Source organism: Alkaliphilus oremlandii OhILAs (assembly GCF_000018325.1).
GTDB lineage: Bacteria > Bacillota > Clostridia > Peptostreptococcales > Natronincolaceae > Alkaliphilus_B > Alkaliphilus_B oremlandii.
Genome location: NC_009922.1, coordinates 61,343 through 82,373, shown reverse-complemented (window position 1 = coordinate 82,373; position 21,031 = coordinate 61,343). Strand labels below are relative to the sequence as shown.

Sequence of the window (21,031 nt, the reverse complement as noted above, 5' to 3'; positions counted from 1 at the left end):
CCTATTCCTCCCTTAATAATATTTTATTTAATATATATTCAATTCCTTTGCTCACTTCTTCAATGGATTGGTTCGCATCAACAACCTTGATGCGCTCTGGATACATCTGAACCAATTCCTTATATCCATCATAAACGATTCTATGAAAATCTATTTTTTCCTGCTCCAATCGATCTGCTTCCTTTGCCGATTTCGCTCTTTCAATGCCAATTTCCGGATCTATATCTAATAAAATCGTCAGGTCTGGCTTTAGCCCCATGGTTGCAAAATCATTAATGTCTCGAATATTCTCGACACCAAGGCCTCTACCCTTTCCTTGATATACAATGCTGGAGTCCACAAATCGATCGCATAGCACAATGCTTCCCTCTTCAATGGCTGGAATAATTCGCTGTGCCACATGTTGCGCTCTAGATGCGGCATATAGCAGAGCTTCTGTGACATTGGCCATCTCTTTATGGTTTTTATCCAGTACCAGTTCTCTTATTTTCTCCCCTATTACTGTTCCACCGGGTTCCCTTGTTAATACTACCTTATACCCTTTTTCTTCTAAAAATCTCTTTATAAAATGGATTTGTGTAGATTTCCCCGAACCATCCGGTCCCTCTATCGTAATGAATAATCCTTTGTGCACACAATCACCTCATTAATATTTCATCGTAGTATTACGTCTATCCATTGATAGGCCCCATCTCTAAGTCCTAAAATCTCTTTTTTTCCTTTGATCATCTGATCCAAGACATTTAAAACCTCTTCATTAATTTCCTCGCCAGGTATGACCAGCGGAATACCTGGTGGGTAGGGTATGATATATTCTCCACTGATTTCACCGATGCTTTCTTTCAGTAGAATTCTCTTTTTCTTTCCATAGAATGCCGCTCTCGGCGTAAGAACTTGCTTCGGTGCTCTATATCTTTGCACGTCTATTTCTTCTATACAGCGATCCATATACTCGCTGCTTATGATCTGTAAGGCTCGCTGCAATTGATCAAAATCCGCTTTGTTATTCCCCATGGTCGTTACGGCCAGTACGCCATATTCATTGGAAAGTTCCATCTGTATGCGAAACCGCTTTCTAAGAATGGCGTCCAAATCATATCCCTTCACACCCTCTACGGCAATCCATAGTCTCGTAGGATCCAGTGCAAATGCTTTATTTTCTCCTACGACTTCTTCTCCCATAACTTTTATCCTGCTACAGGTTCCAATATCCGCTTTAAACCCTTCAATATTTCTCAGCAGTTCCTCCATTAAAGCTTCACCCTGTTCTTTATAGAGCATCACTGCAAAGTCTAAGGATGAAAGTAATAGATAGGATGGACTACTGCTTTGGTGAATTTTCAGCATAGACTTTAATTTTTCTCGTTGGACTCGATTGCCTTGAATATGGAGCATTGAACTTTGTGTAAATGAAGGTAGGGTTTTATGGGTGCTTTGCACCACACAGTCTGCACCACAGCTTAAAGCTGTAGGTGGCAGATGAACACTCAACCCAAAATGGGCACCATGGGCTTCATCTATTAATAGTATTTTATCATATTTATGCACAATTTCCCCTATTTTTTTTAAATCCCATGCAATACCATAATAAGTAGGGTAGGTCAGGATCACCGCCTTGATCTCTTTATGGGCTATAAGCTGCCTTTCGATCTCCTCTTCCGGCATACCGATGGAAATTCCCTGCCCCTCCTCTATTCTTGGATAGATATAGATGGGTACTAGATCACCCAGTATCATGGCATTGATCACAGACTGGTGGCAGTTCCGATCGATCAGTATTTTATCTCCTGGGGATGTGGCTGCCATTATCATACTATAGATACCAGAAGTGCTTCCATTGACTAAAAAGAAAGTTTCTTCACTTCCGAAAACCTTACTTGCCCGTTCCTGACTTTCTTTTATAACATCTTCAGGATGATGTAGATTATCTGTGCCTAAAATTTCAGTGGTATCTAGCTGATGTAAAACGTCAATAAAGTTTTTATATTGAAATCGCTCATATAGCCTTCCATTTTTGTGCCCCGGCACATGGAAGGATACGATATTTTCATTATTTAAGTCTAACAATCTATTAATAACTGGTAAATCTTGCATTGCCTTCATCCTTTCGTTCCTAGTGCTATAGTTGATGGTTTATATATATTCTAGAAAAAAATTTTTTTACCTTTATGGTATAAAATATTTGTTTTTTAGAAATACTATAGGTACAGACAATGTCTGGTTTCATCTTATTAGCTTTGAGCATTTAAATTCTAATGATTTATTTAGAATTAAGTGCGACTTAAAGTTTGTGAGCTTGAGCGAACAAATTTTATTTTAATAATATAGAGTTCATTAGATAAGGATGGTGTTGATAAATGGCCCATAAAAGGATTACGAATTTAAAAGAATTTTTATTGGCTTATGGCAGCAAAAAGTCAGATCTAGAAATTTCTCAAATGCTTTCCGTCCCTATTGAACAAATAAAAGATGAAAGAAAAAAAATGGCTTTAAATACGAATAAATAAAAATTTAAAAATTATAAGTTCTCATTGGCTGCTTTTTCATGTTATTTAAAAGGAAAGGCAGCCTTTCCTTGTCTATGTAAACTTCCTACTTCTATTAATTTTTTATCAGAACAATGTACAGGAATACTGAATAACATAATAAATATAGGCAAAAATAACAATAGGATTCAAATTTCGGTTTTGAATTCTAAGTGCCGAAATCGGTACTCAAAATAAAGGTAAGGGCTGGTGAATTTTGATGGAAGAGGGCTTAAGCTGTTGTTTTTGCAACAAGATAGATGATGAAGGAATTATATTACTGAACCAATACATATGTAGAAGTTGTGAATTAGAAATAACGCACGCTGGCTCTAATGAGCTTCGATATGAAATAATTAAAAAAAATCTTAAATCCATTTGGAAGGGTGCACTCTTTCCATCCCATTAGTGCATGTTTGGCAGTCGGGTAAATTTGGTGTTCGCTCTGTTGACCTACCATCAATTTATTACTCTTTTCGGTCCCATAAATTGAGTTAGGTCATAAAAAAATAGCCTGTATCGCCGTGTCGGGGCAGATAGACTATTTTACAATTCTTAAATTACTTTCAGATACTTTATTGGTAGTTCTGTAATTTGTTTTTGTTCTCACTTGTGTAGGAATTTGCTGCTTTGGTTTTACATTGATGTGTTCACTTAAATTTTGGCAAAAAGCTAAAATCAGTATCAGAATCGGTATTAAAATTAATCCTAAAAGCGCTATTCCCGTAAATATTTGAAACATAATTACCACTCCTCAATTGGTGTTTACTAAGGAGTATTTCTACATTGGTTTCCAAAATCCTGCAATATTTCCTAGGAAATATGTCTCATTTGTTGAAACAATAAACTTTCTTTCGAAAAAAGAGTGCAAATATCATTGACTTTGATTCTGTGTCGAAAATAATCGATCCTATTAAAGTACGATTTATTTACTTATAAACAAAAAAAACTCCTTTTGCAACCTTCAGGCTTGCTTTATGGGAGCTTTTTGATTGGTTTTATTTTTCGTATTTTTCAAGTATGCTTTTAGATTTGTATAGCCGATACTTAAGCACAAGGAAATCGTATATACAATAAACATATTTAAAAGACTGCGCTTTGTTATGGAATAAATGCCTTTTTCTATGAGCCACGTATCCGATATATTCAGAAACAATGGGTGCATCAAATAAACGTAATAGGAGCTTTTGCTGATTGTTTTAAATATTCGCTGCATTTTTTCACCCTTGTTTAAAATCGTATCCCCTACGTACATCAGTGCAAAAATAGAAACAGTAGAAAACACAAGCCAAGATACAGAAACCCAAAAAACGCTCACTGGTTGCTGTAAAATATAGTATTGGTAGAATAAATAACTGTCGTAGAGCACCATTCCCATATATCCACCAACAATCCCATACTTATACTTTACAATAAAACCTTTCACCTTGGATAAATTTCTTGCAACATAGCACCCTAGAGAAAAGAAAAATATATAATTGATAAAGAACCGATCGGCATATACCATTGAAGGTGCTCCATATTTTAGGAATAATACATTTATTATGAGTGTACTGCCCAATATTAAATGACTATTATATTTTCTATAAATATATAGAAACCCGCCAAATAGTATATAAAATTGTGTGATTGTTACTACAAAGTACAGATGGTAACTCGTTTTCCCTAAGAGGAAGTTTTCAGCAATAAACTTAGGGGATAAGATATAGATTCCTTTGAAGTAGAAGTACATAAAATACACCGTACTCCAAATGAAATAAGGAATCAAAGTAGATTCAAATCTTCTTTTAAGAAACTTTCCATAAGAAAAATCACGAGCTTCATAACTATAAAACAAGGTTAATCCACTAAGAAATAAAAAGGTTGGCGTTGTAAACTTTGATCCTCTATTCAAGAGTGTAAATAGGATGCTGCTCGGACTGCCTGCATTGAGCATACTGACAGGATTCGCAGTAATATGAACCATAATGACTGCTAAGCAGGATATTCCTCGCATAATGGTTGTTTCATCTATTCGCTCTCTCTTAACCATATCTGTTTCCTCCTTGCTACCATAGGAAAACTTAAAGCCTATGATCCCTATTCGTTTAAAATCTAATTAATTCAAAACATATCTGATCATTATATCATATTTCTGGAATATATAGCCTCTAATTCTCAATAATTATTATTTATCATCGCTCCACATGAATTTTATCTATTACCTTCATACTTTCCAAATTCTTATTTTTTAATGCAATTTTATAGATAAAGTGATAAAATAGTATATAATATTTTATTTGAAACCTTGGAGGATTAAAATGAAAAAGCTATTTTACATGCTCATATTGGTTGGAATTTTAGCAGCCGCTTCCGCAATATTTGTCCCCCCGTATCTTTCCGTATCAAGTAATCAAGACGTAGTAGAAGTCACGGTTCCAAAAGGGGCTTCTCTCAATCATGTGTCTAATGAATTGTACGAAAAGGGCGTCATCAAAAATAAAGCTTGGTTTAAATATAAAGCAAAGGATGCTGGCGTCGACCGCAAAATTAAACCGGGGACTTATACTATCCCTTCCAATATCACATTGGAAAATATTTTTGCGCTCTTAGAGAAGGGAATTCCAGACGAGCAAATGGTATTAACAATACCGGAGGGTTTTACGCTTTATCAGATTGCACAGAGAGTATCCGATCTGGGCTTTGGTACTACAGAGGACTTTATTGATGCTACACAGCGATATTTTGAAAAGGAAGGCTATGATTTTCCTACGAAGGACCTTTTCTTTAGTTTAGAGGGGTACTTATATCCAGAAACCTATTACTTCACAGAGAGACAGTCTGTAGACGATATTGTTCGAACCTTAGCAGAACCAATAAAAAATATTTTCACAGAGGAATATAAGAGCAGGGCAAAGGAACTGGACCTCTCTATACACCAAGTACTTACCATCGCTTCTTTAATAGAGAGGGAAGCGGTCAATGATGAAGAAAGACCTATGATTAGCGGCGTTATTCACAACAGATTAGAAAAAAATATGTTGCTCCAAATTGATGCATCCGTCATCTATTATACAGGAAAAGGAAGAGAGCACAAATCCGATATCTATAAATCTGAGTTAGAAAAGATGGTGCCTTTTAACACTTACAGGGTACCGGGGCTACCACCAGGTCCTATTGCATCTCCTAGTAAGGCATCCATCGATGCTGCTTTATATCCGGAAGAACATGACTTCCTCTTCTACGTTTTAAATGAAACCGAAGATAAGCATATCTTTAGTAAGACGCTTGCAGAACACGAAGTCCATGCGCAAAAGTATAGAAATCGGAATAAAAAGTAGAATATGCCTAAAAACCCAGCAATTCCCTTGTAAAAGTGAACTGCTGGGTTTTGTTTTAAGCATGATAATGAAAGAAATTTAGGTTCTTCGCTTCTTTAAATTTGTCTATCTATGGTTATCAGCTCAATGCCATGAGCTGATGTTAATATCCTCCCCTTATAATCTCCTAGAATCTCTACATATTCAACGGTAATCTTTGGTCCTGCCCTGCCCTGCAAATATTCAAGTTCTTCCTTTGTCATATTTTCCACCATCCCCAGCTTAGACCATTCATCAAATACAGAACCATTTTCCCGATCCAGTTGATACCGTGTAATTTTATATTTCCCATTGAGCCCTGAAAGATTAAAGTTGATTTCATTGGGAGACTTTTCCTCAAAAACTAAGTATCGCTCCTTACTCGTTAATAAAGAGGGATCCCCTTTTAAAAAAATCTCATCAAAATATGCATAGTTATAGGCCAATATTTGAATGTTTTCATCCTTTTTCGTGATGATATATTCTTCTCCCTTTTCGATGATCCCATCGCCTAACTTATCTAAGAGATGATAAGCAAAGTAGGAGGGCTTTTTTAAACCCTCTTTATTCATTAAGCCCAGCCCACCATGGAAAGAGGATATCCCCCCCTTTGCTTCTTCCCTAAGATCTGTAAAGGCCCCATATCCTATGGCATCCACTTTGTTGACACAGTCTAAGGTATTTTTAACGATGAAGGTGGACAAAAAGCTTGTATCCTGTATGAAATTTCCATAGGATGTTGAGACTGACCATTCCGTAATATGTGTTTCTATATTGAAATTCAACACATCTAAGATCGTCTTCTTTGCTGAATCCACAGCATTGAAGGTATAGTTCTTATCTAGGTAGATTTTCTTTAGATCCATCCATTTTTTCATTGCATCCTTCGACTTGGATTCCTGTAGCATCTTTGATATATTTTCACATTCCTTTTCATTGGCAATATAGTCCTCTGGATATATATGCAACGAAACAAAATCCAGCGGTATACTGTAGTCTTTGCAATAGGTTAAAAATATTTCGAGCCAATAACTTTGCTGATTCATATGGTATGTAGCTCCAGGCCCTCCCACTTTTAAAGTGGGCGCTATCGATTTAATGGTCAAAGCAGTTTGCCGATAGAACTCAAAGTCTTCTTCATTTCTTCCATCCCAAAATCCATAAGGCAACTCTGGTTCCTTCCAAACTTCAAAATACCATGTTTCTACTTCCCTTAAGCCATACCGATTGATGCAATGCTTTATAAATTCCCTCGTTAGCTCTGTCCACAGCTCCATAGGTTGGGAAGGTGATCTATTGTCCTGCCAGAGAAAAATAGGTTGATCCATTTTGTTGAGCTTAGATGGCACAAATCCAAGCCCAATAAAGGGTTTGATGTTTACGCTTTTAAAAAGGTCAAAGAGTTCATCTACAGAGGACCAATTATACACCATGGTATCAGCCTCTGTAAAATTACAAACCATCATTCTATCAGAAAAAACATCATGTACTCGGATATACTCAAAACCGCCTTCTCGCTGTAATTCTTTAAGCTGGTTTTGCCATTGACTCCTTAAACCTTCCGAAGCGCTGCTAAAGGTTGTGAGCTTTTTCCAGTAGTGATTCAACGGCTCCTCTATCGTACTTACATCCACAGAAATGTTGATCCTATTTGTTTTGTATTTATCACTGAGTTGAGGCTGCAGGTCCATAGGCTTTAGATAGCTCAATAGTTTCTTGAAAGCAGTTTTTCTCTCCACACCTAAACAAACTCTGCTTACCTGCCCGTGATGAAGACTGTCAGAATACCCCTTCTGCTCAGAGGACTCCTTATGTATCTTTTTATATTGCAGAGGAGAGGCGCCAAAGGTTTCCTTAAAAAGTTTATTGAACAACTTTATATTGGCAAATCCGCTTTCATAGGATACTTCGGTTATTGTTTTATTGCTGCTTAAAAGTAGGTTCACTGCTTTATCCAGCCTTAGAGTATTGATATACTCTTGAAATGTAACACCCAGGTTATCTTTGATAAATCTAGATAAATAAAAATAGCTGATATGTTCATTTTTAGCAATTGTCTTTAGACTTATTTTCTTGTCTATGTTTTCGTTGATATAGGATAATATTCTCTTTAATCTAGCAAGATCTTTATCTTTAATTTCACTCTTTAATTGATTTAAATTTTCGTTTGTTAAATTATTGACCAAGTGAGCCGCTAATAGATGAATGTTACTGGCTATCCTTAGCTGATATCCTGGCTTTTTTTTACTGTATTCCCATACGACCTTCGCCATATAATACCGAACGACATCAAATTTTTCTTGATTGTCTTTGCAGTACATAAAAGATTTACAATCAAATACCAACCTTGAGAAGTTTGGATCATATTGTGACAATGTAACTGGATCTATCTGGAGTGATAGTAGTAGATTATCTTCCTTTCCCCGGGTAATACTATATATTTCATTATAATTGATTAGTATCAAATCGTTTTCCTTTAGGAGATATTTATGATCCCCTACCCCAAGGCTTACGTTTCCTTGTAATACCAATAGGATTTCTACTGCACTGTGCCAATGTACCTTAAAACCTTCGATACTATAGATGGACCCTCTGATGGGAAAATCCTCCTGCCAATTCATCAGCTCAAAACCATCATCCATATTTACTCCTCCTTATGAACTTTCAGCTTCATCTCCTATTGCGTATGAAAATATTGTGTAATATGTTCTTGCTCAAAAACAAAAAAACGTAAGAGTTATCAAATAACCCTTACGCCTTTAAATACCCTATTTTACTAAAAGTAAACGATTACAGATTTTCTATCCCTACGACATCATATCCTGCATCGTCAATGATTTCCTTAATGACATCGTCAGACAGGTCCTCGGAAAGCTCTACTACTGCATTTTTAGAAGCTAAATCAACCGTAACCGCTTTTACTGCTGACTGCTCCTTTAGTGCTTTCTCTACTCTTCCTGAACAATGCCCACAACTCATTCCTTCAATCATAATTTTCTTTTTCATCTTTATTCCTCCTAATTATTATAAATTGTTATATAAAAGACTCAGTTCATATGGAAGATTTTGATTCCATATAAAGCATAAATCAAACTGCTGAACTATCGGTGGGATGGTTTAAAGCCTCGTAGCCTCAAAGCATTTGAAACTACAGAAACTGAACTAAGAGCCATAGCACCTGCTCCGATCATTGGGTTTAATAATGGTCCCCCTAGTGCATATAGAACACCTGCCGCAATTGGGATTCCTGCGGTATTATAGGCAAATGCCCAAAATAAATTTTCTTTAATATTTTTAATTGTTTTTTTGCTTAATTGGATCGCTGTTACAACATCCATCAGATCACTTCTCATTAAAACAATATCTGCGGATTCCATTGCAACGTCTGTTCCCGAACCAATGGCCATTCCTATATCTGCTTGGGCTAAAGCAGGTGCATCGTTTACACCATCGCCAACCATGGCAACCTTCTTACCTGAAGCTTGAAGCTTCTTAACTTCATTGGATTTATCCTCTGGTAAAACCTCCGCCAACACGATATCTATGCCCACTTGCTTTGCTATAGCCTCAGCGGTTCTCCTATTATCTCCTGTTATCATGGCTACTTCGATTCCCATTCTATGAAGCGCATCGATGGCTGCTTTACTGCTTCCCTTCACAACGTCTGCTACAGCAATGATTCCTGCTAAATCTCCATCTATCGTAATATACATCGGTGTTTTGCCTTCTGTAGCCAACTGATCCGACTCATTCTGTAAGGTAATTGAAATTTTTCGATCCGCCATTAGCTTTTTATTTCCAAGTAGCATATTCTTTCCTTCAATTGTAACCTCGATACCGTGACCTGGAATCGCAGTAAATCGATCTACCTTCTTTAAGATTAAATTCCGCTCTTCTCCCGCCTTAACAATGGCTTCTCCAAGGGGATGCTCTGATCCTTTTTCAGCAGATGCTGCAAGCGTAAGAAGTTCTTCTTCTGTGATCTGTTCATTCGTTATAATATCTGTTACCTTTGGTTTTCCCTCTGTAATGGTACCTGTTTTATCAAATACAACGGTTTTAATTTGATGTGCGGTTTCTAATGCTTCGCCACCTTTAATTAATACCCCATATTCTGCTCCCTTACCTGTACCTACCATAATAGCCGTCGGTGTGGCAAGGCCTAAAGCACAAGGACATGCAATTACTAATACGGAAATAAATATCGTTAAAGAGAAGTTGATTGAACTTCCTGTGAAATACCATATCACACCAGCAATAACAGCAATGGCAATAACGATCGGTACAAAGTATCCTGAAATGATATCCGCCATCTTAGCAATCGGTGCCTTTGATCCCTGCGCGTCTTCTACCAGCTTAATTATTTGCGCAAGGGCTGTATCCTTTCCAACTTTTGTAGCCTCAAATGCAATGGAGCCATTTTTATTAATACTTCCACCGGTTACTCTATCGCCCTTGTTTTTCTCTACTGGAATGCTCTCTCCTGTTAACATAGATTCATCAACAGAAGTATATCCTTCTATTACAATTCCATCTACTGGTATTTTTTCACCAGGTTTTACAACAATTTTATGCCCTACTTCAACCTCTTGTATCGGAATTTTCACTTCCTTTCCATCTACAATAACAGTTGCTGCCTTAGGCTGTAATCCCATAAGCTGTTTAATAGCTTCCGATGTTTTACCTTTCGATACCGCTTCAAAATATTTTCCCAGCATGATCAAAGTAATAATAACACCCGCTGTTTCGAAATATAGCTCCATAGCCATATCTTGGTTTCCCCCAGCGATCTCTTTGATCGCGTAAATACCGTAGAGAAATGCGGCACTGGTACCTATGGCAATTAATGAATCCATATTTGGACTACCTTTAAACAATGTCTTAAACCCTACAGTATAGAACTTATGTCCTGCCAGCATAACAGGAATCGTTAAAAATAGTTGAACGATGGCAAAATTCAATGGGTTGTGGTGAGGATTTATAACTTCCGGTAAAGGTGCACCCAGCATATGGCCCATGGAAATATAGAATAGTGGCGCCGTAAATATTAATGCTACAACGAATCTTTTCCAAAGACCTTTGATTTCATTTTCTTTTGCTTCCTTATCTTTATCATTACTTGCCTCAACCTCTATATCTAAAGGTTCATATCCTGCCTTTTCAATCGCATTCTTTATTTGAGATATCTTAATTACATCGTTGTTGTATTTCACTGTGGCCTTTTCTGTGGCCAAGTTCACACTGGTTGCTACCACACCTTCCTGTTTCTTGAGTGCCCTTTCTACAGCAGCAGAGCAGGACGCACAGGTCATACCTTTAATAGGAATCACTATTTCTCTAAAGTCTTCTTCATCAATCAGCTTATAGCCTAATTTATCAATTCTAGTGACCATATCCTCCATACTAATTTTTTCTGTGTCATACTCCACAGTAAGCTTCTCTGTAGCTAAGTTTACAGTGGCTTTAGAAATTCCCTCTGCCTTAGACAAGTTCCGCTCTACAGCGGCAGAACAAGCAGCACAGGTCATTCCCTTCACAGATACTGTTCGTATTGCTTTCATAAATGTTTCACCCCTTCATTTATTTTAAGCACTTGAAACTTAAATCAGTTTTTTAAGTTGAGTGCGTCATAAAGTTTATGAGCCAGAACAAACAAACTTTATTTTGAGCACTTGAAACTTAAATCAGTTTTTTAAGTTGAGTGCGTCATAAAGTTTATGAGCCAGAACAAACAAACTTTATTTTGAGCACTTGAAACTTAAATCAGTTTTTTAAGTTGAGTGCGTCATAAAGTTTATGAGCCAGAGCGAATAAACTTTATTTTGTTAATTTTTTTATAGTCTTTAGAACCTCTTCGATTACATCACGCTCTCCCTGCTGAAGCTGCTCTACAACACAATTTTTTATGTGACTTTCTAATAAAATAATTTGTACAGAATGCAGTGCAGATCTAGAAGCTTCTATTTGATTGATTACATCGTCACAGTAAGTGTTATTCTCAATCATATTTTTAATCCCTCTTATTTGACCTTCAATTCTATTTAATCTGTCTAGAACAGATTTCTGTGTTTTAATTGAGCTTTCTGTCGGTTTTTTTTCTTCTTTATCCATGCTACAGCAATTGGTCATATAATCATCTCCTTGAATTAAATATACCATACCCCCTTAGGGTATGTAAAGGATCTAAAATAAAAAATTTACAAATATTTATATCCTATTATGTAAAAAAACAGAGCGAACTATTCTAAAATAAGCTCTATCTCACTTATTTTTGTAAAGTTGCGCTCTATATTCAGCTCTACCTTTATATCGGTCTAATTTTCTAAGGATAAGTCTCCCATTACAATACCAATGATCTCCCTTTGATGTGCTATAATTGGCACCGCGATTGTAACACAGTAGGTATACGTCGATAGCGAAATATATGGCTTAGAAATAAAATGATCGCCCTTTATGGCTTCCTGAAAGTACGGTCGATGGCTATAGTTTCCTTGCAGATCCTGGCTGCTATCCAGTCCCTTAAGAATGATCGCTTTACTGTCTCCCGACTTATTCATGATAGCTAGAAGTTCGAATACTTCCTGCTTTTTCATTTCATTCCTCAGAATCTTTTCACAGTTCGAAGGATCCATTGCATCAATCTCTCTCAATTGACTGATCTCTTCTAAGGCTTTCAGCCCTCTATTCACTAAAGCTTTTATTTTCTCATCCATAACAAATTCTTTAACAAAACCATTTACAATATTTTGAACTTCATTGGTCATAGAAGTTAGCTTTTGAATCGATTCAAACATTACTTGAACAGAAGCCGTTTGCTCCTGCCCAGAAGCCGCCGCCTCCTGAGCAAATGCTGTTGATTTCTCTGTAGCAAATGCAATTTTTTCTATAATATCATTGAAGATTTTAATGAGTTCCACCTCTTCTTGAGCCAAACTATGAATACTTTCAACTGCTTCATAGGTACTCTCCGTGGAATCTAAAATCTGATCCAGTAAAACCTTACTCTGATTCACTGTTTTAATATTTTCTTTAGATTGTCCAACTTGCTCCTCAATTTCATCCGTTATATCGTTGACCTTCGTAACGATACTGTTGATGATGGACTCTATCTCTTCAGCAGATTCTGAAGATTGCTCTGCTAGTTTTTTAACTTCTCCAGCAACTACTGCGAAGCCTCTGCCAGAGTCACCTGCCCTAGCCGCTTCAATAGAAGCATTTAACGCTAATAAATTTGTATTTTCACTGATATTCGTAACTACAGATGTGATCTGTTGAATCTTTTCAGCTTCATTTTTTAAACTGTTCATTTTATTTGAAAGATCAATACTCCAATTGCTGCTCAGATTTAAAAGATTTGCAACCTGATCAAATACTTCTGTGCTGTCTTTAACAACGGATACCATCTCCTTTGATATCATCTTTGTTTTTACCGACTGTTCTAAAATGTTTAATGCATCCTTCTCCATTTTCTCCGTATACTCTTTCGCCTGAAAAACAGCCTGATTCTGAGTGGTCGCCTCGGAGGCAATATCTATAACAGCCGATGCCACATCTGCTGAGGCATCTGAAATATATCTTGCATTATTTTCTAATTCTATTGCAAAGTTTAGTGTTTTTTCATTGGTGGTCGATACATTTCCAATGAAATTTCTGAAACCATAGATCAGCTGGTTAATTGAATTTGCAATACCCCCAAAGTCCTTATCACCCTTATCGTCTAATTGAAAGGTTAGATCCCCTTGGGACATTCGAATAATCTTTTTACTTAGATCCTCTATCTTCCTTTTTCTTTCCCAAAACACTTTCCCCACACTCCCCCTATGATCTTAACTATCTAATTCAACAAGGGACTCTACATTCCTTCTTATTTTACATAAAAAAAGCCCGTACCATAATCTTATATATAAAAGGAGGGAGAGTCCTATTTAATCATAAGCTTGATACGAACTTTCTGGCTGGCTGTTTCATAAACTTACATACCAAAACCTTATTGTACAAATTTGATTTGAAACCTCACCCTTTTTACTTATTCAGGAATTCATAAGTAGTTTTAGTTTGGTTTAGTTAGTTTTGGTTTGTTTTAATAATAAAATTTTAACATAGTTATTCTATATTGTCAACAAATCTTATCCTAATAAAAAACAATCTTTCTTAATATAAATTATATGAAGCAAATATAAAAAAAGAAAGAGCATAACTATGTTAGCTATGCTCTTTCTTTTTTATATCGCAACGACCTACTCTCCCAGGCAGCTTCCCGCCAAGTACCATCAGCGCTGAAGGGCTTAACTACTGTGTTCGGTATGGGAACAGGTGTGACCCCTTCGCTATAGTCACGACATTTATTAGAATTTTATTCTAGGAAGTTCTTTAAAGGAAAAAGGCACAGCTGTATCCGCTATGCTTTCTCTTTAAATATATCGCAGCGACCTACTCTCCCAGGCAGCTTCCCGCCAAGTACCATCAGCGCTGAAGGGCTTAACTACTGTGTTCGGTATGGGAACAGGTGTGACCCCTTCGCTATAGCCACGACATTATTGAGAGATAGTACTCTCAAAACTGAATAATGTTAGAAAAATGTATTGGTCAAGCCCTCGACCTATTAGTACCTATCAGCTGAGTACATTACTGCACTTACACCCTAGGCCTATCAACCAGTTAGTCTATCTGGGGTCTTACTCGCTTACGCGATGGGAAATCTTATCTTGAGGGGGGCTTCGTGCTTAGATGCCTTCAGCACTTATCCCTTCCACACTTAGCTACCCAGCGGTGCTCTTGGCAGAACAACTGGTACACCAGAGGTGTGTCCATCCCGGTCCTCTCGTACTAAGGACAGCTCCTCTCAAATTTCCTGCGCCCGCGACGGATAGGGACCGAACTGTCTCACGACGTTCTGAACCCAGCTCGCGTACCACTTTAATGGGCGAACAGCCCAACCCTTGGGACCTACTACAGCCCCAGGATGTGATGAGCCGACATCGAGGTGCCAAACCTCCCCGTCGATGTGGACTCTTGGGGGAGATAAGCCTGTTATCCCCGGGGTAGCTTTTATCCGTTGAGCGATGGCCCTTCCACTCGGAACCACCGGATCACTAAGCCCGACTTTCGTCCTTGCTCGACCTGTATGTCTCGCAATCAAGCTCCCTTTTGCCTTTACACTCTACGCACGATTTCCGACCGTGCTGAGGGAACCTTTGGGCGCCTCCGTTACATTTTGGGAGGCGACCGCCCCAGTCAAACTGCCCACCAGACAGTGTCCCAAGACTGGATTCACAGTCTATGGTTAGAACTTCAGTACTACAAGAGTGGTATCCCAACGGTGACTCCACCAAGACTGGCGTCCTGGCTTCTAAGTCTCCCACCTATGCTGTACATGTAGCACCAAAATCCAATGTCAAGTTGCAGTAAAGCTCCACGGGGTCTTTCCGTCCTGTCGCGGGTAACCAGCATCTTCACTGGTATTACAATTTCACCGGGTCTATTGTTGAGACAGCGCCCAAATCGTTACGCCTTTCGTGCGGGTCGGAACTTACCCGACAAGGAATTTCGCTACCTTAGGACCGTTATAGTTACGGCCGCCGTTTACTGGGGCTTAAGTTCACTGCTTCGCTTACGCTAACAATTCCCCTTAACCTTCCAGCACCGGGCAGGCGTCAGCCCCTATACGTCGTCTTTCGACTTAGCAGAGACCTATGTTTATGATAAACAGTCGCTTGGGCCTATTCTCTGCGGCCGATTAAGGCCTCCGAGAGTAAATCTCTCAACCTCAATCGGCTCCCCTTATCCCGAAGTTACGGGGTCATTTTGCCGAGTTCCTTAACAATAGTTCTCCCGATCGTCTTAGGATTCTCTCCTCACCTACCTGTGTCGGTTTGCGGTACGGGCACCTTATTTCTCGATAGAAGCTTTTCTCGACAGTGTGGAATCAGCCAGTTCGCTACTTAAATTTCGCTCCCCATCGTATCTCAGAATTGTCTTGGGGGATTTGCCTCCCGAGACTCCCTACATACTTAGACGCACACAACCAACGGTGCGCTGAACCTATCCTACTGTGTCACTCCATCTCTAATAGCGATTTAAGGTGGTACAGGAATGTAAACCTGTTGTCCATCGCCTACGCCTTTCGGCCTGGGCTTAGGTCCCGACTAACCCTGAGCGGACGAACCTTCCTCAGGAAACCTTAGGTTTTCGACGGGCAGGATTCTCACCTGCCTCTCGTTACTCATGCCAACATTCTCACTTCTATAGCGTCCACTGCTCCTCACGGTACAGCTTCAACCACTATAGAACGCTCGCCTACCATCCTTGCGGATCCATAGCTTCGGTGATACGTTTGAGCCCCGGACATTTTCGGCGCAGAATCACTCGACCAGTGAGCTATTACGCACTCTTTAAATGAATGGCTGCTTCTAAGCCAACATCCTGGTTGTCTGTGCAACTCCACATCCTTTTCCACTTAACGTATACTTTGGGACCTTAGCTGATGGTCTGGGCTGTTGCCCTCTTGACTACGGATCTTATCACTCGTAGTCTGACTCCCGATTAAAAGTTCACGGCATTCGGAGTTTGATAGGTTTTGGTAACCGGTGAAGGCCCCTAGACCATTCAGTGCTCTACCTCCGTAACTCTAAACATCGAGGCTAGCCCTAAAGCTATTTCGGCGAGAACCAGCTATCTCCGGGCTCGATTGGAATTTCACCGCTACCCACAGTTCATCCGGTGACTTTTCAACGTCAATCGGTTCGGACCTCCACGAAATTTTACTTCCGCTTCATCCTGACCATGGGTAGGTCGCCCGGTTTCGGGTCTACGGCATGAAACTATATCGCCCTATTAAGACTCGGTTTCCCTACGGCTTCGCACCTAAAGTGCTTAACCTTGCTCCATACCGTAACTCGTTGGCCCGTTCTACAAAAAGTACGCGGTCACACGTATAAAGTGCTCCCACAGTTTGTAAGCAGAAGGTTTCAGGTTCTATTTCACTCCCCTTCCGGGGTTCTTTTCACCTTTCCCTCACGGTACTATACGCTATCGGTCACCAGGTAGTATTTAGCCTTGGGGGGTGGTCCCCCCTGCTTCCCACAAGGTTTCACGTGCCTCGTGGTACTCTGGATCACGGCCTAGATTGTTACTGTTTCATATACAGGACTATTACCCTCTGTGGTGGGTCTTTCCAAACCTCTTCTATTACAGTAAGTTTTCCGTTGTGGCCGGTCCTCAACCCCCATAGAGAAAACCCTATGGGTTTGGGCTTTTCCCCTTTCGCTCGCCGCTACTGAGGGAATCGATTTTTCTTTCTCTTCCTCAGGGTACTTAGATGTTTCAGTTCCCCTGGTATGTCTTCCATTACCTATGAATTGAGTAGTGGATACTTAAGTATTAACCTAAGTAGGTTTCCCCATTCGGAAATCCCCGGATCAAAACTTGCTTGCAGTTCCCCGAGGCTTATCGCAGCTTACCACGTCCTTCATCGACTCCTGGTGCCAAGGCATCCGCCTTCTGCCCTTATTAGCTTGACCAAAGCTATATATATGAACTACATAAATTGAATTATATAGTTACATTCTTGTTTCTTTGTTACTTCATCAATTGTTTCTCTAACATTATTCAGTTTTCAAAGAACTAACTGTCCGCCTTAGCGGAATAATATAATACCAATTCGAATGTCTTTTGTCAACATTTTTGTTGGTATTTTTGGTGGAGACGAGGAGAGTCGAACTCCTGACCCCCTGCTTGCAAGGCAGGTGCTCTCCCAACTGAGCTACGCCCCCATGGTTTGAAAGACAAAAGTCTCTCAAAACTAAACAGTATAGATTCGCCATTTCTCCTTAGAAAGGAGGTGATCCAGCCGCACCTTCCGATACGGCTACCTTGTTACGACTTCACCCCAGTCATTAGCTTCACCTTCGACAGCTTCCTCCTTACGGTTAGATAGCTGGCTTCGGGTGCTTCCAACTCCCATGGTGTGACGGGCGGTGTGTACAAGACCCGGGAACGCATTCACCGCGACATTCTGATCCGCGATTACTAGCAACTCCAACTTCATGTGGGCGAGTTTCAGCCCACAATCCGAACTGGGACCGATTTTGTAGGATTTGCTCCAGATTACTCTTTCGCTGCCCGTTGTATCGGCCATTGTAGCACGTGTGTAGCCCTGAACATAAGGGGCATGATGATTTGACGTCATCCCCACCTTCCTCCGAGTTATCCCCGGCAGTCTCTCTAGAGTGCCCAACTTAATGATGGCAACTAAAGACAAGGGTTGCGCTCGTTGCGGGACTTAACCCAACATCTCACGACACGAGCTGACGACAACCATGCACCACCTGTCTCCTCTGTCCCCGAAGGGAAGGATTCGGTTAAGAATCGGTCAGAGGGATGTCAAGTCCAGGTAAGGTTCTTCGCGTTGCTTCGAATTAAACCACATGCTCCGCTGCTTGTGCGGGTCCCCGTCAATTCCTTTGAGTTTCATACTTGCGTACGTACTCCCCAGGCGGAGTGCTTAATGCGTTAACTTCGGCACCGAGGTTCGACCCCCAACACCTAGCACTCATCGTTTACGGCGTGGACTACCAGGGTATCTAATCCTGTTCGCTACCCACGCTTTCGTGCCTCAGCGTCAGTTGCAGTCCAGAGAGTCGCCTTCGCCACTGGTGTTCCTCCTAATATCTACGCATTTCACCGCTACACTAGGAATTCCACTCTCCTCTCCTGCACTCAAGCCCTACAGTTTCAAAGGCTTACTACGGTTGAGCCGTAGCCTTTGACCTCTGACCTATAGGGCAGCCTACGCACCCTTTACGCCCAATGATTCCGGATAACGCTTGCCCCCTACGTATTACCGCGGCTGCTGGCACGTAGTTAGCCGGGGCTTCCTCCTAAGGTACCGTCATTATCTTCCCTTAGGACAGAGCTTTACGACCCGAAGGCCTTCATCGCTCACGCGGCGTTGCTGCATCAGGGTTTCCCCCATTGTGCAATATTCCCCACTGCTGCCTCCCGTAGGAGTCTGGACCGTGTCTCAGTTCCAGTGTGGCCGTTCACCCTCTCAGGCCGGCTACTGATCGTCGCCTTGGTGAGCCATTACCTCACCAACTAGCTAATCAGACGCGGGCCCATCCTGTACCGAAGTTCTTTGACCTTTTAGGGATGCCCCCAAAAGGCGTCATGGGGTATTAGCAATGGTTTCCCATTGTTATCCCCCTGTACAGGGTAGGTTGCCCACGCGTTACTCACCCGTCCGCCGCTAAGAATCCAAAGTAAACTTCTTCATCTCCGCTCGACTTGCATGTGTTAGGCACGCCGCCAGCGTTCATCCTGAGCCAGGATCAAACTCTCAATTAAAAATTGTTTGAATTTCTGGGTTCCATTCTTTAAAATGGATTGCTCAGTTTTAAACTGACTTTAAAAATTTTGGCTTAAATCTATACTGTTTAGTTTTCAAAGACCTTTTCGTATGCCGCCTTGTTTCGGCGACTTATTTAATATAACACATTTAAAATATCCTGTCAACATTTTATGTTATTTCGTATTTTTTGTCGAAAACACTGTAATTTCAGGGTTTTATTTAAGAAAGAAATAAAGACTAAAGAATTTTTTTAAAAATTTTCTTTAATCCTTATGATTTTTTTGTACAATAAATCTTAGAAACTAGCATGCACGCTCCGATTTTTCTATATTCAAAAGCTTTAACTCTAATACCTTTTTTGTTTTGTCCGGAGGTAAAAAATCCACACCTTCTATATATCGGTTCATTCGATCAATACAAAATCCAATGGAGCTTCCCAGTACCATTGCCGATATAAAGGTTCCAATATGAACTCCCTGAATCTTTCTAAAAAACAGGAAACTGCTAATAATCGAAGTCGTTAAGCATACTAGATCAAATCCAGTTTTAAATTTAGCGTATTTAATATTCTTTTCTATAGAAACTTCTTTTACGAAGGTATCGAAAGGCATGATGGGATAATTACTTTTTACAAAAGCTGCAACCCCGATAGAAATAACTATAGATCCCAGTACAAACACCATAATCCTTTCCATTATCGTAAAGACTTGGAAAGGAACCAGCAATTTATTGAACATATCTAGTGTCACCCCAAAAAGAAAGGCTACAACGAATGACATTAAATGTTTGACCGTCAGCTTCTTTACGATGAAAAACAAGACCACCAAAGAAAGACCTTGTACAATATAGCTCCACTGACCTAATGTAAGTTTTGTCAAACCTAAGCTGAGAACATAAGGAAAGGACATCGCTACAGAAATCCCCAAATTAGACTTAACCACAAGAGCAATACCTAGGGTCAGGGAAAACAAGCCCAACAGAAATATAAAGAAATTATAAATTCTTACTTTTTTCATAGATTCCTCCTGAAAATCTCTTATCTTAATGTATTCTATCTAAATTTTATTATCAAGGAAGAGTTCCTACCTTCTACCATATGAAAATAGGAACTCTTACTCTATATTATAATGAATAGGAAAGTTCTACTTATAATGCGTTCCAAAAGGAGAACTTTACCGTAATTGAGTTTCAAGAAAAGCTTCCTTTTAACGCTTCTATAAAAGCTTTTCTTATAACGTGGACTCTATACCGTTTGCTAAGCGCATGCCCAAGGCAAATGCTTCGATATTGATATCCACAAATGCTTCCTTTACATTTTCCCTTATTAGTTTCTCCCAGTCGATATCTTCAAGTCCCATTGATTTTACAGTTGCTCCTAATAAAATAATGTTCATAACCTTAGAGTTTCCTAGTTCTTTTGCTTCTTCAGCCGCATCTATGATCATAGTATCTACCTTACTAGAAATTTCCTCTACAATGCCTTTCGGGTATGGGATTTTCCCAGAAAGTATCGAAACCGGACCGATTTCATAGTTGTTTACAATCACTTTTCCAGTAGGCTTTAAATATTCCAGCCATCTCATTGCTTCCATTTTTTCAAAGGACACAAGAATATCTGCTCCTCCCAATTCAATAACAGGGGATTCTACTTTATCACCGTATCGAACCTGAGATGATACAGATCCTCCTCTTTGGGACATACCATGAATTTCACTCATTTTCACATCGTATCCAGCTTCCATAAGGCCCGTTGTCAATAGTTTACTGGCAAGAATTGTACCTTGTCCGCCTACACCAACCAAAAGAATACTTTTAACCAT

General features: G+C 39.6%; 14 protein-coding genes, 1 tRNA gene and 4 rRNA genes. 3 read left to right on the top strand and 16 right to left on the bottom strand.

Annotated elements, in window-relative coordinates; genetic code table 11:
* Position 1 precedes the first annotated feature (1 nt).
* Both tmk and CLOS_RS00385 read right to left on the bottom strand, forming a co-directional pair.
* Positions 2–634, bottom strand: coding sequence for a dTMP kinase (gene tmk / locus CLOS_RS00390; RefSeq protein WP_012157945.1), 633 nt, complete (start codon positions 632–634; stop codon positions 2–4).
* A 20-nt stretch (positions 635–654) separates the two neighbouring features.
* A complete protein-coding gene (locus CLOS_RS00385) occupies positions 655–2,103 on the bottom strand; it encodes an aminotransferase class I/II-fold pyridoxal phosphate-dependent enzyme (protein WP_012157944.1) in 1,449 nt (482 codons plus the stop codon).
* Positions 2,104–2,357: 254 nt separating this feature from the next.
* Between CLOS_RS00385 and CLOS_RS15740 the strand changes: the two genes are divergently transcribed.
* Both CLOS_RS15740 and CLOS_RS16465 read left to right on the top strand, forming a co-directional pair.
* The gene (locus tag CLOS_RS15740; protein ID WP_156774365.1) at positions 2,358–2,507 is read left to right on the top strand and encodes a hypothetical protein; all 150 of its coding nucleotides are present in this window, start codon (positions 2,358–2,360) and stop codon (positions 2,505–2,507) included.
* A gap of 238 nt (positions 2,508–2,745) precedes the next feature.
* The gene (locus CLOS_RS16465; RefSeq protein ID WP_041718844.1) at positions 2,746–2,934 is read left to right on the top strand and encodes a sigma factor G inhibitor Gin; all 189 of its coding nucleotides are present in this window, start codon (positions 2,746–2,748) and stop codon (positions 2,932–2,934) included.
* A gap of 132 nt (positions 2,935–3,066) precedes the next feature.
* On the opposite strand, the gene CLOS_RS00375 is transcribed toward CLOS_RS16465, so the two are convergent.
* Positions 3,067–3,267, bottom strand: a complete 201-nt coding sequence (locus CLOS_RS00375; RefSeq protein WP_041718842.1) for a hypothetical protein — start codon at positions 3,265–3,267, stop codon at positions 3,067–3,069.
* Between the two features lie 222 nt (positions 3,268–3,489).
* Complete coding sequence (locus CLOS_RS00370; protein WP_012157943.1) at positions 3,490–4,557, bottom strand: acyltransferase; 1,068 nt, start codon at positions 4,555–4,557, stop codon at positions 3,490–3,492.
* Between the two features lie 268 nt (positions 4,558–4,825).
* Between CLOS_RS00370 and mltG the strand changes: the two genes are divergently transcribed.
* Positions 4,826–5,845, top strand: a complete 1,020-nt coding sequence (mltG, locus tag CLOS_RS00365) for an endolytic transglycosylase MltG (protein WP_012157942.1) — start codon at positions 4,826–4,828, stop codon at positions 5,843–5,845.
* A gap of 95 nt (positions 5,846–5,940) precedes the next feature.
* Here the strand turns inward: mltG and CLOS_RS00360 are convergent, their stop codons facing one another.
* From CLOS_RS00360 to CLOS_RS00305, 12 genes are all read right to left on the bottom strand, one after another.
* Positions 5,941–8,505 carry a GH39 family glycosyl hydrolase gene (locus CLOS_RS00360; RefSeq protein ID WP_012157941.1) on the bottom strand — a complete coding sequence of 855 codons (2,565 nt, stop codon included), beginning with the start codon at positions 8,503–8,505 and terminating at the stop codon, positions 5,941–5,943.
* A 148-nt stretch (positions 8,506–8,653) separates the two neighbouring features.
* Entirely contained in the window at positions 8,654–8,869 is a 216-nt protein-coding gene (locus CLOS_RS00355; RefSeq protein ID WP_012157940.1) for a heavy-metal-associated domain-containing protein, read from the bottom strand.
* A 95-nt stretch (positions 8,870–8,964) separates the two neighbouring features.
* Positions 8,965–11,424, bottom strand: a complete 2,460-nt coding sequence (locus CLOS_RS00350) for a heavy metal translocating P-type ATPase (protein WP_012157939.1) — start codon at positions 11,422–11,424, stop codon at positions 8,965–8,967.
* Positions 11,425–11,680: 256 nt separating this feature from the next.
* Positions 11,681–12,022, bottom strand: coding sequence for a metal-sensitive transcriptional regulator (locus CLOS_RS00345; RefSeq protein ID WP_041718840.1), 342 nt, complete (start codon positions 12,020–12,022; stop codon positions 11,681–11,683).
* Positions 12,023–12,177: 155 nt separating this feature from the next.
* Complete coding sequence (locus CLOS_RS00340; protein WP_012157937.1) at positions 12,178–13,665, bottom strand: methyl-accepting chemotaxis protein; 1,488 nt, start codon at positions 13,663–13,665, stop codon at positions 12,178–12,180.
* A 422-nt stretch (positions 13,666–14,087) separates the two neighbouring features.
* A 5S ribosomal RNA gene (gene rrf / locus CLOS_RS00335) occupies positions 14,088–14,204 on the bottom strand.
* A 76-nt stretch (positions 14,205–14,280) separates the two neighbouring features.
* Positions 14,281–14,397, bottom strand: a 5S ribosomal RNA gene (gene rrf / locus CLOS_RS00330).
* Positions 14,398–14,445: 48 nt separating this feature from the next.
* A 23S ribosomal RNA gene (locus CLOS_RS00325) occupies positions 14,446–17,382 on the bottom strand.
* 176 nt (positions 17,383–17,558) lie between these two features.
* Positions 17,559–17,634: transfer RNA gene (locus tag CLOS_RS00320), tRNA-Ala, on the bottom strand.
* A gap of 61 nt (positions 17,635–17,695) precedes the next feature.
* A 16S ribosomal RNA gene (locus CLOS_RS00315) occupies positions 17,696–19,207 on the bottom strand.
* Together the 16S, 23S and 5S rRNA genes with 1 tRNA gene alongside form the textbook arrangement of a ribosomal RNA operon.
* A gap of 306 nt (positions 19,208–19,513) precedes the next feature.
* Positions 19,514–20,227, bottom strand: coding sequence for a YczE/YyaS/YitT family protein (locus CLOS_RS00310; RefSeq protein WP_012157936.1), 714 nt, complete (start codon positions 20,225–20,227; stop codon positions 19,514–19,516).
* A gap of 213 nt (positions 20,228–20,440) precedes the next feature.
* The gene (locus CLOS_RS00305; RefSeq protein ID WP_012157935.1) at positions 20,441–21,031 is read right to left on the bottom strand and encodes an indolepyruvate oxidoreductase subunit beta; all 591 of its coding nucleotides are present in this window, start codon (positions 21,029–21,031) and stop codon (positions 20,441–20,443) included.

Bases quoted from the DNA above. Each gene is read 5' to 3' on its own strand.
- CLOS_RS00345 (WP_041718840.1), bottom strand. From the start codon at position 12,022: ATGGTATATTTAATTCAAGGAGATGATTATATGACCAATTGCTGTAGC.
- CLOS_RS00305 (WP_012157935.1), bottom strand. From the start codon at position 21,031: ATGGTTAAAAGTATTCTTTTGGTTGGTGTAGGCGGACAAGGTACAATT.
- CLOS_RS00385 (WP_012157944.1), bottom strand. From the start codon at position 2,103: ATGAAGGCAATGCAAGATTTACCAGTTATTAATAGATTGTTAGACTTA.
- mltG (WP_012157942.1), top strand. From the start codon at position 4,826: ATGAAAAAGCTATTTTACATGCTCATATTGGTTGGAATTTTAGCAGCC.
- CLOS_RS00350 (WP_012157939.1), bottom strand. From the start codon at position 11,424: ATGAAAGCAATACGAACAGTATCTGTGAAGGGAATGACCTGTGCTGCT.
- CLOS_RS00370 (WP_012157943.1), bottom strand. From the start codon at position 4,557: ATGGTTAAGAGAGAGCGAATAGATGAAACAACCATTATGCGAGGAATA.
- CLOS_RS00360 (WP_012157941.1), bottom strand. From the start codon at position 8,505: ATGGATGATGGTTTTGAGCTGATGAATTGGCAGGAGGATTTTCCCATC.
- CLOS_RS00375 (WP_041718842.1), bottom strand. From the start codon at position 3,267: ATGTTTCAAATATTTACGGGAATAGCGCTTTTAGGATTAATTTTAATA.
- CLOS_RS15740 (WP_156774365.1), top strand. From the start codon at position 2,358: ATGGCCCATAAAAGGATTACGAATTTAAAAGAATTTTTATTGGCTTAT.
- CLOS_RS00310 (WP_012157936.1), bottom strand. From the start codon at position 20,227: ATGAAAAAAGTAAGAATTTATAATTTCTTTATATTTCTGTTGGGCTTG.
- CLOS_RS00355 (WP_012157940.1), bottom strand. From the start codon at position 8,869: ATGAAAAAGAAAATTATGATTGAAGGAATGAGTTGTGGGCATTGTTCA.
- CLOS_RS16465 (WP_041718844.1), top strand. From the start codon at position 2,746: ATGGAAGAGGGCTTAAGCTGTTGTTTTTGCAACAAGATAGATGATGAA.